Origin of the sequence: Luteococcus japonicus (assembly GCF_003752415.1) — a bacterium.
GTDB classification, from domain to species: domain Bacteria; phylum Actinomycetota; class Actinomycetes; order Propionibacteriales; family Propionibacteriaceae; genus Luteococcus; species Luteococcus japonicus.
Genome location: NZ_RKHG01000001.1, coordinates 1,589,788 through 1,613,188, shown reverse-complemented (window position 1 = coordinate 1,613,188; position 23,401 = coordinate 1,589,788). Strand labels below are relative to the sequence as shown.

The 23,401-nt window shown below is 68.9% G+C and carries 24 protein-coding genes and 1 tRNA gene; 15 read left to right on the top strand and 10 right to left on the bottom strand.

The window, feature by feature from the left end:
• Positions 1-361: 361 nt before the first annotated feature.
• From EDD41_RS07885 to EDD41_RS07875, 3 genes are all read right to left on the bottom strand, one after another.
• A tRNA-Pro gene (locus EDD41_RS07885) sits at positions 362-438 on the bottom strand.
• 101 nt (positions 439-539) lie between these two features.
• Positions 540-1,460 carry a metallophosphoesterase gene (locus EDD41_RS07880; protein WP_123575517.1) on the bottom strand — a complete coding sequence of 307 codons (921 nt, stop codon included), beginning with the start codon at positions 1,458-1,460 and terminating at the stop codon, positions 540-542.
• Positions 1,457-4,039: a transglycosylase domain-containing protein gene (locus EDD41_RS07875; protein WP_123575516.1), complete on the bottom strand. Its 2,583-nt coding sequence runs from the start codon at positions 4,037-4,039 to the stop codon at positions 1,457-1,459. The genes EDD41_RS07880 and EDD41_RS07875 overlap by 4 nt, the downstream gene beginning before the upstream one ends.
• 211 nt (positions 4,040-4,250) lie before the next feature.
• Between EDD41_RS07875 and EDD41_RS07870 the strand changes: the two genes are divergently transcribed.
• Positions 4,251-4,592 (top strand): WhiB family transcriptional regulator, encoded by a 342-nt coding sequence (locus EDD41_RS07870; RefSeq protein WP_123575515.1) that lies wholly within the window; start codon positions 4,251-4,253, stop codon positions 4,590-4,592.
• Positions 4,593-4,612: 20 nt separating this feature from the next.
• On the opposite strand, the gene EDD41_RS07865 is transcribed toward EDD41_RS07870, so the two are convergent.
• Genes EDD41_RS07865 through EDD41_RS07860 form a run of 3 tightly spaced genes read right to left on the bottom strand, consistent with a single transcriptional unit; the run spans position 4,613 to position 6,025 of the window.
• Complete coding sequence (locus EDD41_RS07865) at positions 4,613-5,074, bottom strand: RidA family protein (RefSeq protein WP_123575514.1); 462 nt, start codon at positions 5,072-5,074, stop codon at positions 4,613-4,615.
• Positions 5,074-5,238, bottom strand: coding sequence for a Sp36 family protein (gene sp36, locus EDD41_RS16810; RefSeq protein WP_094765208.1), 165 nt, complete (start codon positions 5,236-5,238; stop codon positions 5,074-5,076). Before sp36 ends, EDD41_RS07865 begins: the two co-directional genes overlap by 1 nt.
• Positions 5,239-5,296: 58 nt before the next feature.
• Positions 5,297-6,025, bottom strand: a complete 729-nt coding sequence (locus EDD41_RS07860) for a Crp/Fnr family transcriptional regulator (RefSeq protein ID WP_123575513.1) — start codon at positions 6,023-6,025, stop codon at positions 5,297-5,299.
• Positions 6,026-6,168: 143 nt separating this feature from the next.
• On the opposite strand from EDD41_RS07860, the gene nth reads away from it, so the two are divergent.
• Genes nth through EDD41_RS07840 form a run of 4 tightly spaced genes read left to right on the top strand, consistent with a single transcriptional unit; the run spans position 6,169 to position 9,971 of the window.
• Positions 6,169-6,864 carry an endonuclease III gene (gene nth / locus EDD41_RS07855; RefSeq protein ID WP_245995569.1) on the top strand — a complete coding sequence of 232 codons (696 nt, stop codon included), beginning with the start codon at positions 6,169-6,171 and terminating at the stop codon, positions 6,862-6,864.
• Positions 6,857-7,507, top strand: a complete 651-nt coding sequence (locus EDD41_RS07850; protein WP_123575512.1) for a TlpA family protein disulfide reductase — start codon at positions 6,857-6,859, stop codon at positions 7,505-7,507. The genes nth and EDD41_RS07850 overlap by 8 nt, the downstream gene beginning before the upstream one ends.
• Complete coding sequence (locus EDD41_RS07845) at positions 7,504-8,235, top strand: NUDIX hydrolase (protein ID WP_123575511.1); 732 nt, start codon at positions 7,504-7,506, stop codon at positions 8,233-8,235. Before EDD41_RS07850 ends, EDD41_RS07845 begins: the two co-directional genes overlap by 4 nt.
• 23 nt (positions 8,236-8,258) lie before the next feature.
• Entirely contained in the window at positions 8,259-9,971 is a 1,713-nt protein-coding gene (locus EDD41_RS07840; RefSeq protein ID WP_123575510.1) for an alpha-glucosidase, read from the top strand.
• A 70-nt stretch (positions 9,972-10,041) separates the two neighbouring features.
• On the opposite strand, the gene EDD41_RS07835 is transcribed toward EDD41_RS07840, so the two are convergent.
• From EDD41_RS07835 to EDD41_RS07825, 3 genes are all read right to left on the bottom strand, one after another.
• A complete protein-coding gene (locus tag EDD41_RS07835) occupies positions 10,042-10,581 on the bottom strand; it encodes a phage holin family protein (protein ID WP_123575509.1) in 540 nt (179 codons plus the stop codon).
• 76 nt (positions 10,582-10,657) lie between these two features.
• Positions 10,658-11,866 (bottom strand): Na+/H+ antiporter NhaA, encoded by a 1,209-nt coding sequence (nhaA, locus tag EDD41_RS07830; RefSeq protein WP_094765201.1) that lies wholly within the window; start codon positions 11,864-11,866, stop codon positions 10,658-10,660.
• A gap of 65 nt (positions 11,867-11,931) precedes the next feature.
• Entirely contained in the window at positions 11,932-12,696 is a 765-nt protein-coding gene (locus EDD41_RS07825; RefSeq protein WP_123575508.1) for a class I SAM-dependent methyltransferase, read from the bottom strand.
• Positions 12,697-12,847: 151 nt separating this feature from the next.
• Between EDD41_RS07825 and ssd the strand changes: the two genes are divergently transcribed.
• The 10 genes from ssd to EDD41_RS07775 all read left to right on the top strand — a co-directional run bounded on the left by ssd (position 12,848) and on the right by EDD41_RS07775 (position 21,066).
• Positions 12,848-13,972: a septum site-determining protein Ssd gene (gene ssd, locus EDD41_RS07820; RefSeq protein ID WP_123575507.1), complete on the top strand. Its 1,125-nt coding sequence runs from the start codon at positions 12,848-12,850 to the stop codon at positions 13,970-13,972.
• Positions 13,972-15,141, top strand: coding sequence for a TadA family conjugal transfer-associated ATPase (locus EDD41_RS07815; RefSeq protein ID WP_245995568.1), 1,170 nt, complete (start codon positions 13,972-13,974; stop codon positions 15,139-15,141). The genes ssd and EDD41_RS07815 overlap by 1 nt, the downstream gene beginning before the upstream one ends.
• A complete protein-coding gene (locus tag EDD41_RS07810; protein WP_143813971.1) occupies positions 15,138-15,929 on the top strand; it encodes a type II secretion system F family protein in 792 nt (263 codons plus the stop codon). Before EDD41_RS07815 ends, EDD41_RS07810 begins: the two co-directional genes overlap by 4 nt.
• 1 nt (position 15,930) lies before the next feature.
• Complete coding sequence (locus EDD41_RS07805; RefSeq protein ID WP_094765197.1) at positions 15,931-16,668, top strand: type II secretion system F family protein; 738 nt, start codon at positions 15,931-15,933, stop codon at positions 16,666-16,668.
• 41 nt (positions 16,669-16,709) lie between these two features.
• Positions 16,710-17,555 carry an SDR family oxidoreductase gene (locus EDD41_RS07800; RefSeq protein ID WP_123575506.1) on the top strand — a complete coding sequence of 282 codons (846 nt, stop codon included), beginning with the start codon at positions 16,710-16,712 and terminating at the stop codon, positions 17,553-17,555.
• 230 nt (positions 17,556-17,785) lie between these two features.
• Positions 17,786-18,082 (top strand): DUF4244 domain-containing protein, encoded by a 297-nt coding sequence (locus EDD41_RS07795; RefSeq protein WP_123575505.1) that lies wholly within the window; start codon positions 17,786-17,788, stop codon positions 18,080-18,082.
• Positions 18,083-18,160: 78 nt separating this feature from the next.
• Positions 18,161-18,532, top strand: a complete 372-nt coding sequence (locus EDD41_RS07790; RefSeq protein WP_245995567.1) for a TadE family type IV pilus minor pilin — start codon at positions 18,161-18,163, stop codon at positions 18,530-18,532.
• On the top strand, positions 18,529-18,909 hold the full coding sequence (locus EDD41_RS07785) for an Rv3654c family TadE-like protein (protein WP_094765193.1): 381 nt from the start codon (positions 18,529-18,531) through the stop codon (positions 18,907-18,909). The genes EDD41_RS07790 and EDD41_RS07785 overlap by 4 nt, the downstream gene beginning before the upstream one ends.
• A gap of 128 nt (positions 18,910-19,037) precedes the next feature.
• On the top strand, positions 19,038-19,850 hold the full coding sequence (locus EDD41_RS07780) for a YceI family protein (protein WP_123575504.1): 813 nt from the start codon (positions 19,038-19,040) through the stop codon (positions 19,848-19,850).
• Positions 19,851-19,899: 49 nt separating this feature from the next.
• Complete coding sequence (locus EDD41_RS07775; protein ID WP_123575503.1) at positions 19,900-21,066, top strand: AAA family ATPase; 1,167 nt, start codon at positions 19,900-19,902, stop codon at positions 21,064-21,066.
• A 50-nt stretch (positions 21,067-21,116) separates the two neighbouring features.
• On the opposite strand, the gene EDD41_RS07770 is transcribed toward EDD41_RS07775, so the two are convergent.
• Positions 21,117-23,387: a DEAD/DEAH box helicase gene (locus tag EDD41_RS07770; protein WP_123575502.1), complete on the bottom strand. Its 2,271-nt coding sequence runs from the start codon at positions 23,385-23,387 to the stop codon at positions 21,117-21,119.
• Between the last annotated feature and the right edge of the window lie 14 nt (positions 23,388-23,401).

The following is a 23,401-nucleotide window of genomic DNA, read 5'->3' as shown; positions in this document are numbered from 1 at the left end:
CCTGTGCCTCGATCGCGGAGTCTCTCGGGCTGCGAGGACGAAGGAAACCCCTTCAGGACGCAAGAAAGGCCCCGGACAGGTCCGGGGCCTTCCTCTTGGTGCGAGCCGCGCTCGGGGGGTCGCGGCTCACGATGCAGGAACAACACTCGGGGGGTTGCTGTTCCGTTGTGGATGGCGATCGGGGGTTCGCCATCTGGGAACTACTCTATGCGGGGCGTCAGACAGACGCAATGTGTGGGGGCCTTCTACAGCTCCCGTTCAGTTGTTCAGTTTTAAGTTTTGTTCAATTGGCTCTGGGGTCGGATTCCCGGGGGCAACGAGAAATCCGTGGCTGCCAATGGCAACCACGGATTTCGCCTGCTGGTCGGGGTGACAGGATTTGAACCTGCGACCTCGTCGTCCCGAACGACGCGCGCTACCAAGCTGCGCCACACCCCGGTCCTGCATTCTGGCCCGAAGGCCGTGGACAACTGTATCCCACCAGCGCCCGTAGGACCAATCGAGTCCTCTGTATCGTTCCCGAGCCTGTCGAGGGGAGCTCAGCGGGAAACCAGGGTGAGCAGCGTCGCCTCCGGGCGGCACGCAATCCGATAGGGAGCGAAGGGAGAGGATCCCAGCCCCGCGGACACATGCATCCAGCTGGTGTGCTCGACGCCGTGCTGGTCGGCGACGGTGTGGGTGCTGACGCCCTTGACCCGCCCCGTGTCCAGGTCACAGTTGGTGACCAGGGCCCCCTTGAAGGGGAGGCAGACCTGACCACCGTGGGTGTGGCCGGCGAAGATCATGTCCATCCCGTCGGCCGTCATCGCATCCAGCAGCCGCAGGTAGGGCGCGTGGGTGACGGCGACGTTCAGGTCCACATCCTCGACGGCGGGGCCGGCGACCAGCGAGTAGTCATCCTTGTTCAGGTGCGCATCGTCGGTGCCACGGAAGGCGATCCGGCGGCCGGCGACGGTCAGCTCCGCACGCGCATGGTTGAGGTCCGTCCAACCGCGTGAGGTCATGGCAGCACGCAGGTCCTCGAAGGGCAGCTCGTCGGTGGTGTGCTTCTTCACGTTCGACGGCCCGGCGAGGTACCCGGCCGGATTCTTGAACTTGGGCATCCGGTAGTCATTGGACCCGAAGACGAAGACGCCGGGGCGGTCCAACAGACTTCCCCACGCGTCGAGCAGGGGTTCCAAGGCGTCGGGGGAACAGAAGTTGTCACCCGTGTTGATCACCAGGTCCGGCTCCAGCTCGGCCAGCCTCGAGACCCATTCCAGCTTGGCCTTCTGGCGCGGCAACAGGTGGATGTCGCTGATGTGCAGCACCCGGATGGGCTCCTGCCCGGCCGGCAGAACCGGGACGGCGACCTGCTGGAGGGTGTACTGACGGGCCTCCCACAGGCCATAGCCGAGCGTTGCCGTCCCCACGGCCGCGGCGCCACTCGCGAGCCCGGTCAGCGTCCTACGGGCGCTCACGGGGTCTTCTTCGTGGTCGGCTTGGGCTTTGTGGTGGTCTTGGGCTTTGTGGTGGCCTTGGGCTTTGTGGTGGCCTTGGGCTTCGTGGTCGTCTTCGAGGCGGTCGGCTTCGGGGCCGTCGTGGTGGCCTTGGGCTTCGTGGTCGTCTTCGAGGCGGTCGGCCTGGGCGCCGTCCTGGTGCGGGTTGCCGTGGGCTGCGTCGTGCGGGTGCGCGTGGCGGTGGGCTTCGGCTTGGGAGCCACCGGACGCGGGCCCTGCGACAGGACGAAGGTGATCGGCTTGTTGATCGAGCGCTTGCCCTTGGTGGGATAGGCGTACAGGTAGGTGCCCTCGGAGTAGCTGCTGTACTCGTAGGTCACCTCGGTGCTGAAGCCGGCAGCCTCCACCTTGGCCATGGCCTCCTTGAAGCTCAGGCCGGTGATGTCCGGAATCTCCACCTCCTTGCCGTCGACGAGCTTGCCGGTGGGAGCGTGGAAGCTGCTGCGCGGGCCACCTTCCAGAGCAGCGCGCATCGACGCACGCCAGATCAGGCCGGCGTCGCCCGAGCCGGAACCGGACAGCTGGTGGCCATACGGGTAATCGGTACCGTGCGAGTAGCGGCCGGTGATGGATCGGCGCGAACGGCCCTTGTACTGCGGGGCCTGCTTGTCGGCGGCGATCAGCGAGACGCCGGCCATGTCCGGGGTGAAACCGGCCAGCCACACGGCCTCGGCGGAGTCCGTGGTGCCGGTCTTCGCGGCCTGGTCCCGTCCGTCATCAAGGTTGGCCGGGCGGGCCGTGCCCGACGCGATGGTGGCCTCCAAAAGCTTGGTCACCTGGTCGGCGACCTCGGGGTCGATGGTTCGGGTGCAATTGGCCGAGGGCACCGGGCTGCTCTTGCCTGCCTTCGTGGTCACCGACTTGATGATGATCGGGTCGCAGCGCACGCCGCGGTTGGCGAAGGTGGCGTAGGCCTGGGCCATCGACAGCGGGGTGACCTCCACCGGGCCGAGCGTGAAGGAGACGATGGTGTCGAAGCCGCCGGTGCCGCCGGAGCCGGGCACCGGGTCCTTGATCAGGTCCTTGCCATCGGCGCGCGCCACGCCGGCCGCCTGGGCCATCTTCACCACGTCACAGTTGCCGACGGCGCGCTGCAGCTGCACGAAGTAGGTGTTGATGGACTTCATGGTCGCCTGCTTCATGTCGAAGTTGCCGACGCCCGTGGAGTTCTTCGGAGTGTACTGCGGCGACAGGAACGGGCCCTCGCAGGAGCGGAAGGTGGTGCCCGTGAAGTTCATCGGCGATGGGGAGTTGTAGCGACGGGTCGTCGGGATGCCCTTGTTGACCGCCGCCGCGGCCGTGAAGACCTTGAAGGTGGAGCCGGCCTGGTAGCCCTCGGCGCCGCCCATCGAGCGGTTGACCGAGTAGTTGTACCAGGTCTGTCCGGGCTTGTCGCCGAGCTTCGGCCGATTCTGCGCCATGGCGACGATCAGGCCGGACTTCGGCTGGATCAGCACCGACGTGGAGATGAAGGGGTCGGTGGGGGCAATGACACGCGCCACCGCCTTCTCCGCCGCGGCCTGGGCCTTGGGGTCGATCAGTGTCTGGATGGTGAGGCCGCCGCGCTTGAGGGCGTTGAGCCGCTGCTCCTTGTTCTTGCCGAGGCTCTTGAACTGATCGGAGAGCAACACATTCTTCACGTACAGGCACATCGTCTGGAAGGGGGAGGAGGCACAGTCGTTCGGGGGCTCGACCACCTTGGACTTGTCGAAGGGGACCTTCTTCGCGGCAGTGGCCTGCGCCTCGGTGATCTTGCCCAGCTGGGCCATGCGGTTCAGCACGATGGAGCGGCGGTTGATGGCCGCCGTCGGGTTGTTCACCGGATCCGTGGCGACGGGGTTCTGCACCAGGCCGGCCAGCAGGGCGGCTTGCGGAAGGGTCAGCTTCTCGGCGGTGGTGTTGAAGTAGTGGCGGGCAGCGGCCTCGACGCCGTAGGCGCCGTCGCCGTAGTAGGCAATGTTCAGGTAACGCTCAAGAATTTGGCTCTTGGTGAGCTTCTTCTCGGTGGCCACGGCATAGCGCAGCTCGCGGACCTTACGGGTCAGCGTCTGCTCCTGGGCCTTCTGCACGCCCTCGTCGTCGCCGGCGACCACGGCGGCCTCGATCTGCACCTGCTTCACGTACTGCTGGGTCAGCGTGGAGCCACCCTGCGTCGAGCCCGACGCGCTGCGCAGTGCGGCGCGGGCGGTGCCACGGAAGTCGATGGCGCCGTGCTCGAAGAAGCGATCGTCCTCGATGGCCACCTGGGCGGTGCGCATGATCGGCGAGATCTTGCTGAGCGGCACGTAGACGCGGTTCTCGGCGTAGAACTCGGCGAGCGTGCTGCCGTCGGCCATCAGCACCTTGGAGCGTTCGGACTGCGGCCCGATCTCCAGCTCGGCGGGCAGCGACTCCAGCGACGCGGCACTGGCCTTGACCACACTGCCCATGACATAGGCCGCAGGCAGCACGAGCCCGGCGACCAACAGGCCACTCAGGACGCTGAGCGCGGCGAACCAGGCCAGGTGATAGGCATTGTTGCCCGTCTTGCGAGAAGTCATGCCTCCTAGAGTACGTGAGCCCACTGTCAGCGGCGGTACACGCACCCGCACGCCGGGCCGCGATTTGCCGTCCCGCAAGGGGCCCGTCTGTTTGTCTGTCCAGTGGACCTACATTGTCAACAGGTGGGGCAGCCGCTATCTTCGCACCAAGACGCGCCGACCGTGCCCGACGTGGGGCACGGAGCTGAGGCCGATCGCGGAAGGAGAGAAGATGTCTCTCACTGAAGTGGACGACTGGACACTGCTCGCGCGGTGCCGTGGGATGGCGGACGCACTCTTTCCGGAGGGCAAGGACCAGAAGCGGGCGCGTGCCGTCTGCATGGGCTGCCCGGTCCGCTCGACATGCCTGGCCGAGGCGCTCGACAACCGCATCGAATGGGGCGTCTGGGGCGGCCTGACCGAGCGTGAGCGGCGCCAACTGCTCCGGCAGCGTCCCGAGGTGAAGTCCTGGGCCGCGGTGCTCCCCAAGGATGACATGGGGGAGAACGCCGGCGGCTCGCCGTTGGCGGTGGACGCTCACCCGAGCCGGCAGCGGGACGTGCTCCAGGACTGACCTCCCGCTGCCGAGCTGCCCTAGTTGGTCTCGCAGACGAGTTCGATCTCCACCGGCGCATCCAGCGGCAGCGCCGCGACGCCGACGGCGCTGCGCACGTGGACTCCGGCATCGCCGAAGACCTCACCAAACAATTCGCTGGCTCCGTTGGCGACGCCCGGCTGGCCGGTGAACGAGGAATCGGACGCGACGAAGACCGTCACCTTGCAGATGCGGGTGATCTTGTCAATGCCGCCGGCCACGTCGGCCGCCGCGGCCAAGGCGTTCAGGGCGGCGATCCGGGACTGGGTCTTGGCGATCTCCGCGGTCACCTCGGCGCCGACCTTGCCGGTGACGGCGAGCCTGCCGTCGACGAAGGGCAGCTGGCCCGAGGTCCACACCTGGCTGCCGAACCGTGCAGCCGGCACATAGGCGGCCACGGGCGCCGCGACGGGCGGCAGGGTGATGCCCAGCTCGTCAAGCTTCTCGCTGGGGCTGGTCATCACTTGTCCTCGGGCAGCGGGCGCTTGAAGTAGCCCACCAGGGTGTCCGGGTTCGGGCCCGGGACGAGCTGGACGAGTTCCCAGCCCTCGGAGCCGAAGTTGTTCAGGATCTGCTGGCTGATGTGGCTCAGCACGGGCGCGGTGAAGTATTCCCACTTGGTCATGCCACAAGCCTAGTGCGAGCCGCAGTTCCTCGGGCCAGACCGTGTCCGGGGGATGCCGTCAGTCGATCCGGGCGCGCAGGCGGGCGGCGTCGCGGATCACGACGCTCTTGCCGCTCATCGTGATCCACTTGCGGGCAGCGAAGTCCGTCAGAACCTTGTTCACCGTCTCGCGGCTGGCACCCACCATCTGAGCCAGCTCGGCCTGGGTCAGGTCATGGTGCACCTCCACGCCGCGCTCCGTGCTGATGCCGAAGCGCTCCGCCATGGTGAGCAGCAGGAAGGCCATCCGGCCTGGGACGTCGCTGAGGACGAGGCCGGAGATCGTCTCGTTGGAGACCCGGACGCGGTGCGCCATCTGGCGCAGCATTGCCTGCGAGACGTCGTGGTGCTTCTCGATCAGGTCCAGCATCGGCTCGCGAGGCACGTGGTAGAGCCGGCAGTCCAGCATGGCGGTGGCCGTGGTGCTTCGCTGACCGCCGTCGAGCACCGAGAGCTCGCCGAACATCTCGCCGGGTCCGATCAGGGCCAGCAGGGACTCGCGCGGCATCGGGATGGTCGGACGACCCTTGCGATTGGTGGTCAGCGACGGCTGCGGCTGGCGTGACGGCTTGGTCAGCTTCACCTTGCCCGAGACCAGCACGTACAGACCGAGCGCGACGTCACCGCTGTGGAAGAGCACCTCGCCACGGCGCAGGGCCAGGGGATGGATCTGCTCGTCAAGGGCCTGGCGTGATGCGGGCGCAAGATTCTGAAAGAGCGGCAGGCGGGCCAGGAGCTCCTCGTGCATGATCCCCCTTGATGGTTCAGCTACGGCACGTGAGTCCGCAGTCTACTGGCTTGCCGCCCGGATGGGTGTCCGAGGCACGCATTTGGCTTGGTCTGGCTGTGACGACCAGCTCGATTGGTGCGCCTCGCCGTACAGTGGGAGGCGTGTCACGGCCGGTCATTGCTTCGCGCGAACAGGCGCAGCGCGTCAACGAGTTGCTGGCGCGCACCTATCCCGACGCCAGGTGCGAGCTGGACTTTCGCGATCCCTTCGAGCTGCTCGTGGCCACGGTGCTGAGTGCGCAGAGCACGGATCGTCGGGTCAACCTGGTCACGCCAGCCCTCTTCGCCCGCTACCCCGATGCCACCGCGCTGGCGGCGGCTGATCGGACTGGGCTGGAGGAGATCATCCGCCCCACCGGATTCTTCCGGGCCAAGACCGACTCCTTGCTGGGCCTGAGTGCGATGATCGTCGACGAGTTTGACGGCCGGGTGCCCGCCACCCTGGAGGAGCTCGTCCGGCTGCCGGGAGTGGGCCGCAAGACCGCCAATGTGGTGCTGGGCAATGCCTTCGGCATCCCCGGGATCACCCCGGACACCCACTTCATGCGCGTCACTCGTCGGCTCGGCTGGACTGCTGCCACCAAGCCCGACGCCGTCGAGCGGGAGGTGGGCGAGCTCTTCGAACCTGGCCAGTGGGTGCAGCTGTGCCACAACGTCATCTGGCACGGACGACGTCGCTGTCACGCCAGGCGTCCCGCCTGCGGGGCATGCCCCGTCGCGGACCTGTGCCCCGCCTTCGGTGAGGGCGAGACCGACCCGGCCAAGGCCGCCAAGCTTGTGAGGGAACCCCGTGGCTGAGCAGACCTTGACCAAGATCATCTCCATGGGGCTCGGAGTGGCTCTGCTGGGGCTCGCCGGCTGCTCCAGGAATTCCGAACCCGCGGTGCCGCAGGTCACCGTCGGAGGCGTTCCCGACAGCCAGCGGTCCCTGGCCCCCGATGAGGTGCTTGCCGCCCGCAAACAGGCCGCGATCCAGGCCTGCCCGGCAAGTGATCTTGAAGCCAAGGCTCGCGAGGGTGGGCTGCCCGCCCTGACGCTGGACTGCCTCGGCCGGGACAGCAAGGTCAACCTGGCGGGCCTGCCCACAGGGGGGCCCCGGGTGGTCAACCTGTGGGCGCAGTGGTGCCAGCCGTGCACGGACGAGGCGCCGGCCTTCGGTGAGGTCTCGAAGCGGGCCAGGGCAAAAGTGGACTTCCTGGGCATCGACTATGCCGATCCCTTCCCCGGCAAGGCCATCGACTTCGCCGTACGGCACGGCACCCTCTACCCGCAGCTCGTGGACCCGGACAAGGATTCCCGTGCGCCACTGAGGGTCTCGGTGGTGCCCCAGACCTTCTTCGTCGACGCCAGCGGCGTGGTGGTGCACCGCGAACTCAAGCCCTACACCGATGCCACCCAGCTGCGGGAGGCCGTCAAGCAACACTTGGGGGTGCAGCTGTGAACCCCCAGCTAGGACCGGTCGATCCCGTCTTCGCGGACCCACGGGCCCTGCCGGAGGAATTGGCACCGCTGACGACCGCGCTGGACGGCGAGGCGGAGCTGCACCGGCGGGTCACTCGTCCGAGACCCCCGCGCGAAGGCTCCCGGCGGGCCGCGGTGCTGATCATGATCTCCGAAGATGATCTTGACATCACCTTCACCGAACGCTCCGGCACCATGCGCAAGCACCCAGGGCAGATCTCCTTCCCCGGAGGCGCTCTGGATGAGGGGGAGGGGCCCATTGAGGCCGCCTTGCGTGAGGCATGGGAGGAGATCGGTCTGGCGCCCTCGCGGGCCAAGGTGCTCGGCCGGCTGCCCGCGGCCCACGTAGCGGCCAGTGCCTTCGACGTCGCCGGTGTCGTGGCCACCTGGGACGGCGAGCAGGCCGCGGGGATCGCCCCGGTGGATCCCGCCGAGGTGGCCTCCATCCACCGCTTCCGTATTGATGAACTTGCAGACCCCGAGCACCGGGTGAGCGCGGTGATCCCCTCCGGCTATCGGGGGCCAGCCTTTGCGATGGGGGAGATCTTCATCTGGGGCTTCACCGCACACCTCGTCGACTGCATTCTTGATCTTGGCGGTTGGCGGCGGCCGTGGGACACCTCGCGGGAGGAGCCGGTTCCCTGGCGCTTCCTGCGGGACAAGGCTGGCCCCTCGCGTGAGTGGAAGGGCCCCCGAGCCCGCGATTGAGCTGGTCTGGAATGATTGGAGGTATGGCTGAACTCCACGTGACCGGCACCGCCCAGCGCACCCCCGACTGGTGGAAGAGCGCGGTGGTCTACCAGATCTATCCCCGCTCCTTCTGCGACTCCACCGGCAGCGGCATGGGTGACATCCGCGGGATCATCTCCAAGCTCGACCACCTGCAGCAGCTGGGCGTCGACGTGGTCTGGATGAGCCCCGCCTACACCAGCCCCCAGGACGACAACGGCTACGACATCTCCGACTACCAGGACATCGACCCGCTGTTCGGCAGCCTTGCCGACGTCGACGAGCTCATCGAGGGCCTGCACTCGCGCGGGATGAAGCTGGTGATGGATCTGGTGGTCAACCACAGCTCCGACGAGCACTCTTGGTTCCAGGAGTCCAGGGACCGCAACTCCGCCAAGTCCGACTGGTACTGGTGGAGCGACCCGCGCCCCGGCTTCGAGCCCGGCACCCCCGGTGCCGAACCCACCAATTGGGCCGGCGCCTTCTCCGGCCCCGCCTGGCACTGGGACGAGAAGCGCGGCCAGTACTACCTGCACATCTTCAGCCGTAAGCAGCCGGACCTGAACTGGGAGAATCCCGAGGTCCGCAAGGCCGTCCACGGCATGATGCAGTGGTGGATCGACCGAGGCGTCGACGGCTTCCGGATGGACGTCATCAACCTGATCTCGAAGACCCTGCCCCTGGAGGATGCCGAGGTGGTCCCCGGGCAGGCGCTGAGCTTCAGCGGCAGCTACGTGGACGGCCCGCGCATGGACGAGTTCCTGCACGAGATGAACCAGGCCGTGCTCAAGGACAACCACCTGCTGACCGTTGGAGAGGCGCCCGGCGTCAGCGTGGAGCAGGCAGCCAAGTACACCGACCCGTCGCGCGAGGAACTGGGCATGGTCTTCCAGTTCGAGCACATGGGTCTGGACGAGCAGCCGGGCCACGGGAAGTGGGCGCTCAAGCCGCTGCACCTGCCGGACCTGAAGGCGAACTTCGCCAAGTGGCAGCACGGGCTGGAAGGGCGGGGCTGGAACTCCCTGTACTGGGACAACCACGACCAGCCGCGGATCGTGAGCCGTTGGGGCGACGACTCCCCGGAGCACCGGGTGAACTCGGCCAAGACCCTCGCGACGGTGCTGCACCTGCAGAAGGGGACGCCCTACGTCTACCAGGGCGAGGAGATCGGCATGACCAATGCCTACTTCACCTCGATCGAGCAGTACCAGGACATCGAGATCCTCAACCACTGGGCCGAGGCGACCGCCCTTGGCGCAGACCCCGAGGAGCTCTTGGAGAGCTACCGCACCAAGGGACGTGACAATGCCCGTACCCCCATGCTCTGGGATGCCACGGACAAGGCCGGCTTCACCACCGGAGAGCCCTGGCTGGAGATCAACCCGAACCACACGGAGATCAACGTGGAAGCGGCAGTGGCGGACCCGGACTCGGTCTTCCACCACTATCGCAAGCTGATCGGGCTGCGACATGACAACGAGGTGGTCCGCGAGGGCGTCTTCGCCCTGCTGGAGCCGGACCACGAGCAGCTCTTCTGCTACACCCGCACGGTGCCCGGCCAGCCGGTCCTGCTGGTGCTGGCCAACATGTCCAGCCAGGCCTGCACGCTCCCGGAGGACCTGCGCCGGGAGGGCGCCGTGCTGCTGGCCACCCACGAAGAGCGCCGCGACGACGAGCTGGCGCCTTGGGAATCGAGGATCGTCGAGCTCGCCTGAACCATCTCCGAACAGCAGCGAGGGCCGCACCCGGGTGTCGGGTGCGGCCCTCGTGCAGTGCGGTGTGGACTCAGACGCGGGTGGCGCCCTTCGAGCTGGAGGCCTGGTAGGTGCTGGTCTCGTCGAGGTCCTTGGCGGCGCGCTTGGCGACGGCCAGACCCTTGCGGTCGCGCACCTCGGCGTCGACCTCGTTGAGGCCGCGGTTCAGCGACTGCTTGACGCTGGCAACCGTGAGCTTCGCCTCCTTGATGGTCTCCTTCGGCGGCTGGACCTGCTTCATCTTGCCCTTGCCCACCAGCGCCAGGATGCCGGCGAGCAGCAGCAGGATGATGGCCATGGCCACGAAGCCCAGCGCGATGGCCGGGATGGCGCTCCAGTCCAGCAGGCCCGCGAACAGCTTCGCGAGGCCCAGACCACCGGCAAGGAAGAGCAGCGAGGCGGCGTTCGCGGCCAGGTAACCGGCTGCACCGAACATGCCACCGCCCACGCCCGCGGCCTTCGCCGAAGGGGCGAGCTCGGCCTTGGCGAGCGCAATGTTGTCCTGCACCAGCGACTTGGTGTCGACCACCAGGTTGTTGACGAAGGTCTTCGGATTGGTTCGCTCTGCCATCTGTTCCGCTCCTCGAGTGTTCTGGGATTCAGTGAAAGCCTAGACGTTCTGCCTCGTGGAAGCATCCATCAGGGTCTCAGGAGACCGTGGCGGGTCGCCCATTATTCCGTCGGCGTAACGCAATCCCGCCCAGGATCGCCGAGGTGACCGAGGCCGCCAGAACCGCCGCCTTCACGCTTTGGGCCGTCTCCGGGGCCCCCGGGAAGGCGAGGTCCCCGATCAGCAGGGAGACGGTGAAGCCGATGCCGGTGAGCACCGCCATCGCCGCCACGTCGCCCCATTCCACGCCGTCGGCCAGCTCGGCGGAGGTGAATCGAGCCGTCAGGCGCGCGGCCACGTAGACGCCGACGAACTTGCCGAGGACCAGGCCCAGCAGCACGCCCAGCGGCTCGGGGCGGGAGACGAGGGAGCGCAGCATCTGGCCGTCGACGGCCACCCCGGCGGCGAAGAAGGCGAAGATGGGCACCACCAGACCGGCCGACCACGGCTCCACGGCATGCTTCCACCGGTCCACCGGGTCATGCAGCTCGTGCTCGTCGGTGCGCGTCACCAGGCCGAGCGCGACGCCGGCGATGGTGGCGTGCACGCCGGACTGCAGCATCAGCCACCAGGCGGCCACCCCGAGCAGCAGGTACAGCCAGATGCCGTGGAAGCGACGCTGCTGGGCGACGGCGAATGCGGCCACGCAGGCCAGGGCCCCGGCCAGGGGGAGGAAAGCGATGCCCGCGGAGAAGAAGACGGCGATCACGATGATCGCACCCAGGTCGTCGACGATGGCCAGGGTGAGCAGGAAGGCCCGCAGTCCCGACGGGAGGTTGGAGCCGACAATGGCGAGCACGGCCAGGGCGAAGGCGATGTCGGTGGCCATCGGGACGGCCCAGCCCGCGAGGCTGCCTCCCGCGGCCATGTTGACGCCGACGTAGATCAGGGCCGGAACCACCATGCCGCCGAGTGCGGCCATGATCGGCAGCAGCGCGTCGGCAGGTCGGCTCAGGGCGCCCTCGACGAGTTCACGCTTCAATTCGAGCCCGGCGACGAAGAAGAAGATCGTCAACAACCCGTCGGCGGCCCAGTGATGGAGGTCCAGCGGGCCCAGCTGCAGGTGCGACAGGTGGGAGTAGAAGCCGGGTGCGAGATTGGCGACCAGCAGGGCGAGCGCCGTGGCGGCCAGCATCAGCAGGCCGCCGGTGGTCTCATTGCGCAGGATGTCGCGAAGGTGGAGGCGGTCTGCCTCGCGGCCGGGGCCGAAGATGATGCGGCGCCGCGGTGGGATGGGGTGGCTCATGGGAGTCCTCAGGGTTCGACGGAAACTGTCGCCGACCAGACTTCCCGGCACACCAGTGACAAACCTTACAACGGGATGACGAGCCCCGTGTCATCGATCTCGATCGGCGCGGTCAGTTCCTCGTGGTCCACCCAGGCACGCCAGACCTTCAGCTGGAAGGGCAGGCGCAGCTCGTCGGCGCCGGGAGTGGCACTGTCATAGAGCTGTGCGGCATCGGCCAGCACGAGCTCGCGCATCTCCCCGTCGAGGGCGGCGACAGCGGGCTGGTTGGAGACCATGGCCAGCAGCGTGGGGCGGTTGACCTGTTGCCAGACGCGGAAGCTGCGGGTCTCCACTTGGGGGAAGTACTTGCTGGTGGCCAGAGCCTCCACCGACGCGTCGCCGTAGTCACCGCGCATGGCGTTCTCATCCACCTGACGCAACAGCTTGACCAGCCGCTTGACCCACGGCACCGAGTCATCGCGCACCAGGTAGGAGACGCAGGCGGTGCCCCCGGGGCGCAGGACCCGGGCCATCTCGCTGAGCACCAGTCCCGGCGCGAAGCGGTGGAAGACCTGGTGGGCGACGACGGCGTCGAACTGGCAGGGGTCGAAGGGCAGGGACTCGGCCTCTGCGACGATGGTCACCAGGCGAGGGTCGGCAGCCAGCTTCCGGATCACCTCGAGGTCCTTGTCAACGGTCATCACCTGATGACCCAGACCCGCGAGCAGCCGCGGGAGGGCGGCGCTCCCGGCCAGGTTCAGCACACAACTGGGTTCTGTGCCCACCATCCACTCGACGGCAGGCATCGGGAAGTGGGTGCTTGCGGAGGCGGACCTGGGGGAGGGCATGACGGCGATTCTAGGGCGTTCTGCGCTTCCGGGGGCACGGTGTCTGGACACCGACATGAGATGTCCACAGGTCATTCGACGCCGCTGAGAGCTTGTCCACAACCTGCACGGAGGTGACAGATTCCGGTGCCCCGACGCACACACTGCAGACATGAACACTGAGAACCCGTCAGGTCTGGCAACGCCCCTGCGGCCCGGCAGTCGCGCTTCTGCCCGGGCGCTGCGACAGGGCGGCTCCGCGCCGCTCCTGGTGGCACGCGAGGCGCGCGTCGTGGAACAGGTGCTCGCCGCGGCCGCCGCCGCGGGAGTCCACCCCGAGCTCGCCCGGGAGGCCGCCCAGATCCGCGCCGGCTGGCGCAGTGCCCCGTGCATCCTGGTCTCCGCGGAGATGGCGCCGCTCGTCTGTGGCATCGCGTTGGAAGCGCGTCCGGGCGTGCATCTGGTGGGCAGTTCCCTGGCAGAGCTGGCGGACTGGTCAGCGATGCTGCAGGCCTCCGTGCTCGTCCTGCCGGACCAGACCGTCCTGCTCACCTCCATCCTGGACCAGGGGCATGTCGGCGCCGGCGAGGCCCACGTGGTGCGCGTCGTCGGCGGGTCCGGAGGGCTGGGCGTGAGCACGCTGTGTTGTGCCCTGGGGCAACGCGCCGCAGACCGCGGGCTGGTCGCTGCCGTGGTGGAGCTGGACCCGACGGGCGGTGGCCTGGACCTGGTGCTCGGGGCCGAGACCGCACCGGGCTGGCGTTGGCATGACCTGCGCCAGGCCGCGGGCCACATCGATTCCCTGGTGGGGCGCCTGCCCAATGTCTCCGGCGTGGATGTCGTCGCCCATGGCAGACCGGAGACCCTTGCCGGCGGCGGGGGCGGAAAACACGGCCTGCCCGGGGCAGAGGCGGTGCGTGCCGTACTGGCGAGCCTGAGCCGCACCCATGACCTGGTGGTGCTGGATGCCGGTCAGGGCAGCGAGACGGTGGAGGCGTGGCCCGGGCAGCGGCAGGTGCTGGTCTGCGGCGCCGACGTGCGCGGGGTGGTGGCTGCACAGAGCCGGGCATGGGCACTGGGACTGCACGACGTCGAACTGGTGGTGCGTACCGGTGCCGCCCGGCGGATTGCCCCGGACCTGGTGGCCGAGACCCTCGGCATCCCCCTGCTGGGCAGTTTCGGCGATGACCGGCGCGTCACCAGGGCGGCCGAGCAGGCGGCGCCCGTGGGGCGAGGCCGGGGCAGGCATGGCTATCCGCGGCAGGTGGAGGCACTCGTCGACGGGCTGGTGGCCTGATGCGCACCGAGGGGAACCAGATGATGCCGGACGCCGAGAACCTGGAGTTGGTCCGGATGCGCCTGGCGGGGCTGGGGCGGGGGTACCAGCCCGCGGACGTGGCGCAGGCGCTGCGCGGCCTGGGCCTGGTGGTCTCCGATGCCATGGTGCTGCGCACCCTGGAGGAGCTTCGTCGCACCAGCATCGGCGCGGGGCCGCTGGAACCGCTGCTGCATCTGGACGGGGTCACCGACGTGCTGGTCAACGGTCCGGGCCAGGTCTTCGTGGACCGTGGACAGGGGCTGGAACGCAGCGAGTTGCGGTTCGGGGACGACGACCAGGTGCGACGGCTGGCCGTGCGGTTGGCCGCCTCCGTCGGGCGTCGGCTGGACGAGGCCAGCCCCTGCGTGGACGCCCGGCTGGCGGACGGGACGCGCGTGCATGCGGTGCTGGGCGGGATCGCTGACCCAGGAACCTGCCTGTCCCTGCGCGTGCCCTCCCACCAGGCATTCCCCCTGGAGCGCTGGGTCTCCACCGGGTCCCTCAGCCGGGAGTGCGCGGACCTGTTGGCCTCGCTGGTGGCCAGCCGCACCGCCTTCCTGGTGAGCGGTGGCACCGGCTCCGGAAAGACCACGCTGCTGGCCTCCCTGCTGTCCCTGGTTCCGGAGCGCGAGAGGTTGCTCATCGTGGAGGATTCGCGGGAGCTGGCACCCGACCATCCGCACTGCGTGCGGCTGGAGGCCCGCCAGCCCAATGCGGAGGGCATCGGGGCCGTCAGCCTCACACACCTGGTCAGACAGGCCTTGCGGATGCGTCCGGACCGGCTGGTGCTGGGAGAGGTGCGAGGGGCAGAGCTGTGCGACCTGCTCACCGCCCTGAACACCGGCCATGAGGGCGGTTGCGGCACCGTGCATGCGAATTCCGCCACCGACGTTCCCGCCCGTCTCGAGGCCCTCGCGGCACTCGGCGGCATGGGTCGTGACGCCTGCCACGCCCAGGTGGCCTCGGCGCTGCGTGTGGTGGTGCACGTACGTCGGTGGCCGTCCGGGAGCCGCGGGGTGGCCCAGATCGGCGTGGTGCGGCGCCAACCAGACCGCACCATCGAGGTGGTGGAGGCCATCGGGTTCGACGCCTCGGCACGTCCCCGCCGCGGACCCGCCTGGGACGAACTCATGGGGATGCTGTCATGAGCGCGCCCGTCGTGTGGGCAGCGCTCCTGGCGGGAATCACGGCGGCCCTTGCCGTGCCGTCACCGGCGCGGATGCCGGGGCAGGTGCGCGCTCGCCGAGGGCTTCCCCCATCTGCGATGGCGGCGGTCCTGGTGGTGGGTGTGCTGGGTGTCGCACTGGTGCTGACCGGGCTGCGTGGGTTGCTGTGGGCCGTGCTGGGCTGCGCGGTGGCGTTCACCGGCGGCCACCTGACCTCCCGAGCACGGGCCGAGCGTCGGCGTCGGCGTGCGGGTGCCGAGGTGGCCCATGCCTGCCAGGTGGTGGCCGGCCAGCTGCGGCTGGGTGCCGTGCCCTCCCGGGCACTGCTGCAGGCCGCCGCCGACAGCGACTGCATGGAGCGTGCCGCCGCAACCCAGCTGATCGGTGGCGACGTGGGGCGGGCCCTGCGTGAGGCGGGGGCGGGGCCGGGAAGGGAAGGGTTGGTGAGCCTGGCCCGGGCATGGGAGCTGGGCGAACGCACGGGTGCGCCGATCGCGGCCCTGACCCTTCAGGTGAGCGACCAGGTTCGGGGCGAACGAGCTGCCCGGCAACTCGTCGACGCGGAGCTGTCCGGGCCACGTTCCACCGCCCGGCTGCTTGCCTTCCTGCCCTTGGTGGGGATCGTGATGGGACGTGCCTCCGGTGGAGATCCGGTCGGATTCCTGCTCCACACGGTGCCGGGTCTCGTCTGTCTGGTCTGCGGCGTCCTGCTGGCCTGCGCGGGTGTGCTGTGGACCGAACAGATGGCACGTGCGGCGAGGAGGCCCTGACATGGGCACCATCTGGTGGCCCGCGCTGCTGGTGGGGCTGACGGTGTGGCTCCTCGGCGACGACTCCCGGCAGCGTCTCGGCGGCCGACGCACCACAGTCTCCGTGCCCGGTTGGGTGACCGGACGGCCCGGAGCCCTCCCAGCGCGCGGACGGGTGCTGGCCGGGCTGCTGGTGTCCTGTTGCCTGGTCCTCGGGCTTCCGGGGCCCATCGGGTGGGCGTTGGCACCGCCGACGGGGCTCGCGGCAGCGGTGGGCCTGGGGTGGTTGGTCCCCGCAGCCCGGAGCCGCGAACGAGCCGCGGTACTGGCCGCGCTGCCGGAGACGCTGGACCTGCTGGCGGCCAGCCTCGACGCAGGGGCACCCTTGCGCGCGGCCGTCATCGACGTGGGGGCCGTGGCACCCGAGAGCACTGCCGCCACCCTGCGCCGGGTCTCCGCGCAGGTGGGCGTCGGATTGTCCGATGCCGAGGCCTGGCGCGGGCTGCTCGACGACCCCGCGTGGGGGCCGGTCGCCCGGGACCTGGCTCGCAGCAGCGAGACAGGCAGTGCCGCGGCGCGGGTGCTGCGCCAACATGCCCAGGACCTGCGGGTTGCGGTGCGCGATGCCCAGCTGGGGCGGGCTCGCGCGGTTGGGGTGCGTTCGGTGCTGCCCCTGATGGCCTGTTTCCTGCCGGCCTTCCTGCTGACCGGCGTCGTACCCGTCGTCGCCGGTCTGGTGAAGACTTTGGCCGTGCGCTGAACGGTTTCGCGGGATGGCGACACGCGACGTACCGTCATGACATGAGACTCCCTACGACGGCCGTGACCGGACCCACCGGAAAGCTCGGTCAGCAGGTGGTCAAGCAGCTGCGTAACCGGGGCATCCCGTTGCGCCTGCTGACCCGGGACCCGCAGCGCATCCGTGCCGATGACGGCATCTTCCCGATGGGCAATGACTACGCGCACCCGGCGAATTCCGGGCAGGTGCTCTCGGGCGTCGAGACCCTGTTCATGGTCTCTGGCCACGAGAGTCCCCAGCGGGCGGAACAACAGGTCTCCTTCGTGCGGGCCGCCGCCAACGCGGGAGTGGGGCACATCGTCTACACGAGTTTCGTGGGTGCCAGCGACAACAGCACCTTCACCCTCGCCCGCGACCACGGCGCCACCGAGGCTGCCATCAAGGACAGCGGGATGGGCTTCACCCTGCTGCGCGACAGCCTCTACCAGGACTTCGCCCCAGACCTGGTCGGCGAGGACGACGCGATTCGCGGCCCCGCCGGCGAAGGACGTGCCGCCATGGTGGCACGGGCCGATGTGGCGGCCGTCGCCGCCGCTGTGCTCGCAGAGCCCGGCGCCCACGCAGGCCGCACCTATGAACTGACCGGACCCCAGGCCCTCACCATGGCCGAGGTGGCCGAGGCCATCTCCCACGCGTGGAGGCGGCCCGTCCGCTACGTCGATGAGACCCTCGAGGAAGCGCGCGCCTCGCGCGCCCAGTTCGAGCCCGAGGAATGGCAGCTGGAGGCCTGGATCAGCACCTACACAGCCATTGCGCAAGGCACCATGGAGCGCATCAGTGAGGACGTGCCCACGATCCTCGGCCGCCCCGCCACATCCCTAGCCGAGGTGCTGTCGGCGCCGCAGTAGGCCCCTGCGCCGCAGATCTGGACAACACCTGTGCCACGTGGACCGTTGCGCCCCGCGGTGCGGGTTGGCTGTATACCTTGCTGACAAGCGGTGATGCTCGTCATCCACAGATGCAGTGCGGCGAAGACTTGTCCACAGGTGGTGCGGGACGTGAATTTTCCGGAGCCTCGATTTCGAGACTGTCAGGTGGGCCCGGTGAGCGCCGGGAACCCCGACGAAAGGAATCGGACATGTCCGCCACCCTCACCACCCTCGCCATCAACTCCACCTGTGCCCGGGACGACTACAGCACGGGGGCCGCGACGACCACCTGGGCAGAGCCGGAGGTTGCCTTCCGGGAGCGTCCCAAGAGTTCCGTGCGTCGTGCCTGCGAACGGGGCATGGTCACTGCCGAGTATGCGGTCGGCATTCTGGCCGCCATCGCGCTGGCAATGGTCCTGGTCAATGTCTTCGCGGACGGCACCTTCAAGAAGGAGATGCTCCATCAGGTCACCAAGCTGATCGGCCAGATCGGCGCCCAGATCTGACCACGAGCACAGCCCAAGGAGTGGTGGGGCCACCGCAGTCGGCCCCGCCACCATGGGCACGTCTGGGAGGACGTCAGGATGGACCACAACAGCCCAGGGGGCCGAAGAGCGTCGAGGGGCCAGCGCGGCATGGTCACGGCGGAGCTGGCCATCGGCATCCTGACCACGGCCATCCTGATGGGCCTGGCCTGCTGGGTGGTGAGCCTGGTGGTGCTGCAGACACATTGCGCGGACACCGCCTCGCAGGTTGCCAGGCAGCTGGCGCGGGGTGACACCGCGGCGGCCGTCGAGGCGCGTGGGCGAGCCCCACGGGGTGCCAGGACCATCGTGCAGCGCGCCAGTGGGGAGGTCACCGTCCGGGTCGACGTCGACTCGTCCTGGGGACGCGTCGGGCCTGTGCACCTGCGGGGCGAAGCAACAGCCCACCTGGAACCGGGTGTGACGCCATGAGGAGGTCCCGGCCGGGGGAGCGGGGCAGCGGCACGGCGCTGACGGGAGCGATGGCGCTGTTGTTGTGCGCGGCCATGCTCCTGGGCGTGTGGATCGCCGGCTGGATCGGCTCGGTGCACCGGGCACGGGCCGCCGCAGACCTGGCGGCGCTGGCCGGGGCCCAGGCCCATGTCCGCAGCGCGGAGGCATGCCCTGCAGCCAGCACCGTCGCCCGGGCCAATGACGCCACTCTGGTCCGGTGCCACATCGAGGGTGACCGGCGTGACTTCCAGGTGGTCGTCGCGGTCCGCAGCCAGTTGACTCCAGCCGTGGCAGGCGCCGAACGATGGGTGGTGGAGGAGGCGATTGCCGGGAGCCTGCCCCGTGAGCAGCCCTGAGGCGCGGCTGAGCATCAGGGCCGCGGTGCGAACAGGGCGGACTGCCGAATCCCCCGGCGTGATTGACTGGTCAACGGTGGGCCGCAACCGGTTCTGCTGGATCGAGACGTTTCGGGGGAAACACCACGATGCAAGGAATTCGGGACATCCACGGGCTGTACCACCTGGACCCGGCACACAGCGCCTTGGGCTTTCGGGTCCGGCACGCGGGCCTGAGCCGGATCCGTGGCACCTTTGACCAATTCCACGGCCATGCACTGATCGACGGCGGGAATGTGCAGCACTCGGCCCTGATGGTCAGCATCTCCGCGTCGAGCATCAACACCCTCGTCACAGACCGCGATGCGCACCTGCGCTCCGCGGACTTCCTGGACGTCGCAACCTACCCTGCGCTGACCTTTGTGGGGACGGACTTCGAGATCCTCGACGATGACCACGTGCGGGTCGGGGGAGACCTGACGATCAAGGACGTCACCCGTCGGGTGGACATGGTCTTCGCCTGGGGTGGCTCGTCCACCGACCCCTTCGGCAATGAGCGGATCGGTTTCCAGTCAGAGCTCGCGATCAGCCGCGCCGGCTTCGGACTCACCTGGAATGCGGCGCTCGAGACGGGCGGCTGGCTGATCGGTGACGAGGTGACCCTGGAGATCGAGGCGTCGGCGGTGAAGAAGGGCTCCGCACTGCCCGACGAGGAGCCACCCGGCCGACGGACGCAGGACGCCGAGGCTGCGGCAGACCCCGCCGACGAGGGGAGACCCGCACGCCGGTCCCTGGAGCCCGAGGCCTCGACAGGCTCGGCCGGCGAGGGTGGGACAGTCTCCGCGTCGCAGCCCGCGGCTCCTGAGGTGCAGACCACGAACTCCGAGCCGCAGACCACGACCCCTGGGTCCGTCGAAGAGACCCGGATCGGCTTCCTGCGGCGTCTGGTCCGTCGCGGCTGAGGACCCGGCCCACCAAGAATTGTCAGAGGCATCGCATAGCGTCAGCTGCATGATCCAGACGGTGGCGGTCCGCGGCTTTCGCAGCCTGCATGGCCTGGTGCTCCCGATGGGCAGGGTGACCCTGGTCACGGGGGCCAATGGTGTCGGCAAGTCCAGCCTGTACAAGGCGTTGGGGTTGATCGGCGATGCGGCCAATGGGGCGCTCGTCTCGTCCCTGGCGCGCCAGGGCGGGTTCGGCAGCGTGCTGTGGGCAGGGCCGGAGAACATTAGCGCCGCCATGCGGTCCGGGGAGATGCCCGTGCAGGGCAAGGGCAAGAGGGTCAACCCCATCAGCCTGGGCCTGGGCTTCGTGGCCGATGACCTGGGCTATCTGGCGGACATCGGCCTGCCCATTCCCCGCGACACGATGTTCGTGCACGACCCGGAGATCAAGCGGGAGGTCATCTTCGCGGGGCCGGTGATGCGCCCGGCCAGCACCTTGGTACGTCGCAAGAACTCCCGGGTGGAAGCACGTCAGGACCGCTGGGAGCTGGTGCTGGAGGACCTGCCGAACCAGATGTCCATGCTCAGTGAACTCGCCGAACCCACCATGTACCCGGAACTGGTGGCGGTGCGCCAGGAAGTACGCAACTGGCGCTTCTACGACTCCTTCCGTACCGATCCCGCCAGCCCCGCCCGTGGCCTGCACGTCAACACCTGGACCCCGGTGCTGGCGGCCGACGGCTCGGACCTGGCAGCGGCCCTGCAGACCATCCTGGAGTCCGCCTTCGGCGAGGTCCTGGATTCCGCCGTCGCCGAGGCCTTCCCACGTGGACAGGTGGTGGTCTCCGATGTCGGGACCCGGCTGGAGTTGCGCTTCCGGCAACACGGCCTGCTGCGGCCGCTGAAGGGGGAGGAGCTGTCCGACGGGACCCTGCGTTTCCTGCTGCTGGCCGCCGCCCTGCTCAGCCCTCGGCCGCCGCGTCTCCTGGTGCTCAACGAACCGGAGACCAGCCTGCATCCTCAGATGATCCCCGCGCTGGCCCGGTTGGTGGCAGGGGCCAGCAAACGCACCCAGGTGGTGGTCGTCTCGCACTCCACGGCCTTGGTCGAGGGCCTGCGTTCACTGCTCGGCGAGGAGCTGGAGCACCACGAACTCATCAAGGACACGGGGGAGACGCTGGTCGCTGGTCGGGGCGTCCTCGACCGTCCGGTGTGGGACTGGGGCAGCCGCTGAGGCCTCGACAAGCTCGGCCGTCATGAGGTGTGTCCGCACCCGCTGCACCCTCACTCGAAGGCGTCGATCCCCAGCAAACCGCTCATCAACCGACGCGCTGCGTCACGGTCCAGCACCTGGTTGGCATTGCCGCACTTCGGGCTGACCACGCAGCGGGGGCACCCGGCCTCGCAGTCGCACTGCTCGAGACGTTCCAGCGTCGCCAGGGCCCACTCCTCGGCCCGCTCATAGCCGCGCTCCGCGAAGCCCGCGCCACCCGGATGGCCGTCATGCACGACGATGGTGCACCGCCCGGTGTCCGGGTGGATGACCGTGGACACCCCGCCGATGTCCCACCGGTCACACGGGGCGAACATCGGCAACAGACCGATCGCACAGTGCTCCGCGGCATGGGCAGCACCGGCCAGTTGCACCGCATTGAGGCCCAGTTCGGCCACCAGGTCATCGGGCACCTCCCACCACATCGCTCGCGTGCGCAGCTGGTGTTCGTCCATCTCCAGCGGAGTGGTGTCCCACACCTCGCCGGTGATCTCGTCGCGGCGCAGGTAGCCCACCACCTGCTCGCCGATCTCCACATCGCCGCAGCTGACCGTTCCCCGGCCGAAGTCACGCGTCTGGCTGACGCCCAGGATGCGCACCTCCGAGAGGCTCTTCGGTTGGGTGTAGAAGCCCGGCCGTTCGCTGTGCACCAGCGCCTGCAGCTCGTCGGGCAGGTACTCGTCCACCAGCCACTGCTCGCCCAGGTGCAGGTAGACCGCGCCCGGGTGGACCGTCCGGTCTGCGGCACCACGCTCGATCTGCCCGACCACTCGGCCGGTGTCGCGGTCCACGATGTCCAACGGCCGCCCGCCCAGGCTGCGCAGGTCGATCGAGTCGACGGCGCGTTCCGGCCGGGTCCAGAACCAGCCCGTCGGCCGCTGCCGCAGCAGGCCCTGCCTGGCCAACTGGGCGCACAGCCGCTCCATCCCGTCACCGAACCAGCGCTCGTCGGCGCTGGTCAGGGCTGCTTCCTGGGCTGCGGCGGCAAGGTGCGGGCCGAGGATCCACGGGTTCTCCGGGTGCAGGACCGTGCCCTCGACGGGGGCGTCGAAGAGCAGCTCCGGGTGGCTGAACAGGTAGACATCGAGCGGGTCCTCGCGCGCCATCAGCACCACCAGCGCATCGCGAACACCGCGCCCCGCACGCCCGGCCTGCTGCCACAGCGCGGCCAGGGTGCCGGGGAAACCGCAGATCACCACGGCATCCATCCCGGCGACGTCGATCCCGAGTTCCAGGGCATTGGTGGCAGCAACGCCCCGCAACCGCCCACCGGACAAGGCCCGCTCGATGCCGCGTCGGTCCTGCGCCAGATAGCCGGAACGGTAGGAGGCAATCTGCCCGCCGCCAGTCACCTGGTCCTGGGCGCGGACTGCGATGAGTTCTGCCAAGGTCCGGCTGGCGACGAAGGTGATCACCTGTTTGCCCTCGTCGACGAGGTTCGCCATCACGCGCGCCGCGTCCCCGTGCGGGGAGTCCGACGGCTGCCACAGCACCACGTCGCGGGCCGCGTGCGGGGAGGCGTCGTCGTCCACCACCTCGATGGACTGCTCGCCGATCAGCCGGCCACCGGCCTCGCCCGCATTGCTGGCGGTGGCCGACGCGAGGATGAAGACCGGATGCGCCCCATACATGGCGCACAGCCGTCGCAGCCGTCGGATGACCGCGGCGACGTGTGCCCCGAAGACACCGCGGTAACGGTGCGCCTCGTCGATGACCACATAGCGCAGCGAACCCAGGAAGCCGGCCCAGCGGGAGTGGTTGGGCAGCACGGAGCGGTGCAGCATGTCCGGATTGGTCAGGACATAACTGGCGAACTCGCGGGCGAAGCGTCGCTCCTGCTGGTCCGAGTCCCCGTCGAGGCAGGTGACCTTCCACCCGTCGGGGCCCAGCTCGGTGGCGCTGCGCCGCTGGTCGTGCGCCAGTGCCTTGGTGGGGGCCAGGTACAGGGCGGTGTGCTTGCGGGTGACCAGCCGGGCGCGCACGGACTCCACCGGAATGCCCAGCACCCCGTCGGCCACGGCAGTGGCGGCCATCACGGGCAGCAGGTAGGCAAGCGTCTTGCCAGATGCCGTCGACGTGCAGATGGCGGCATGCCGGCCAGCGAAGGCGTGCTCGGCCAGCTCGCGCTGGTGCGCCCAGGGGCGCTGGATTCCCTGCGCCTGCACGGAGTCCAGGACAGCTGTGGGAAGCCAGTCAGGGAAGTCCGCGGTCCGGCCCGCACTGGCTTCGCGATGGTGCACGTGCACCACCTCGTCGCCCATCAACCAGTCGGGAACAGCCATGGGGTTCAGGATGC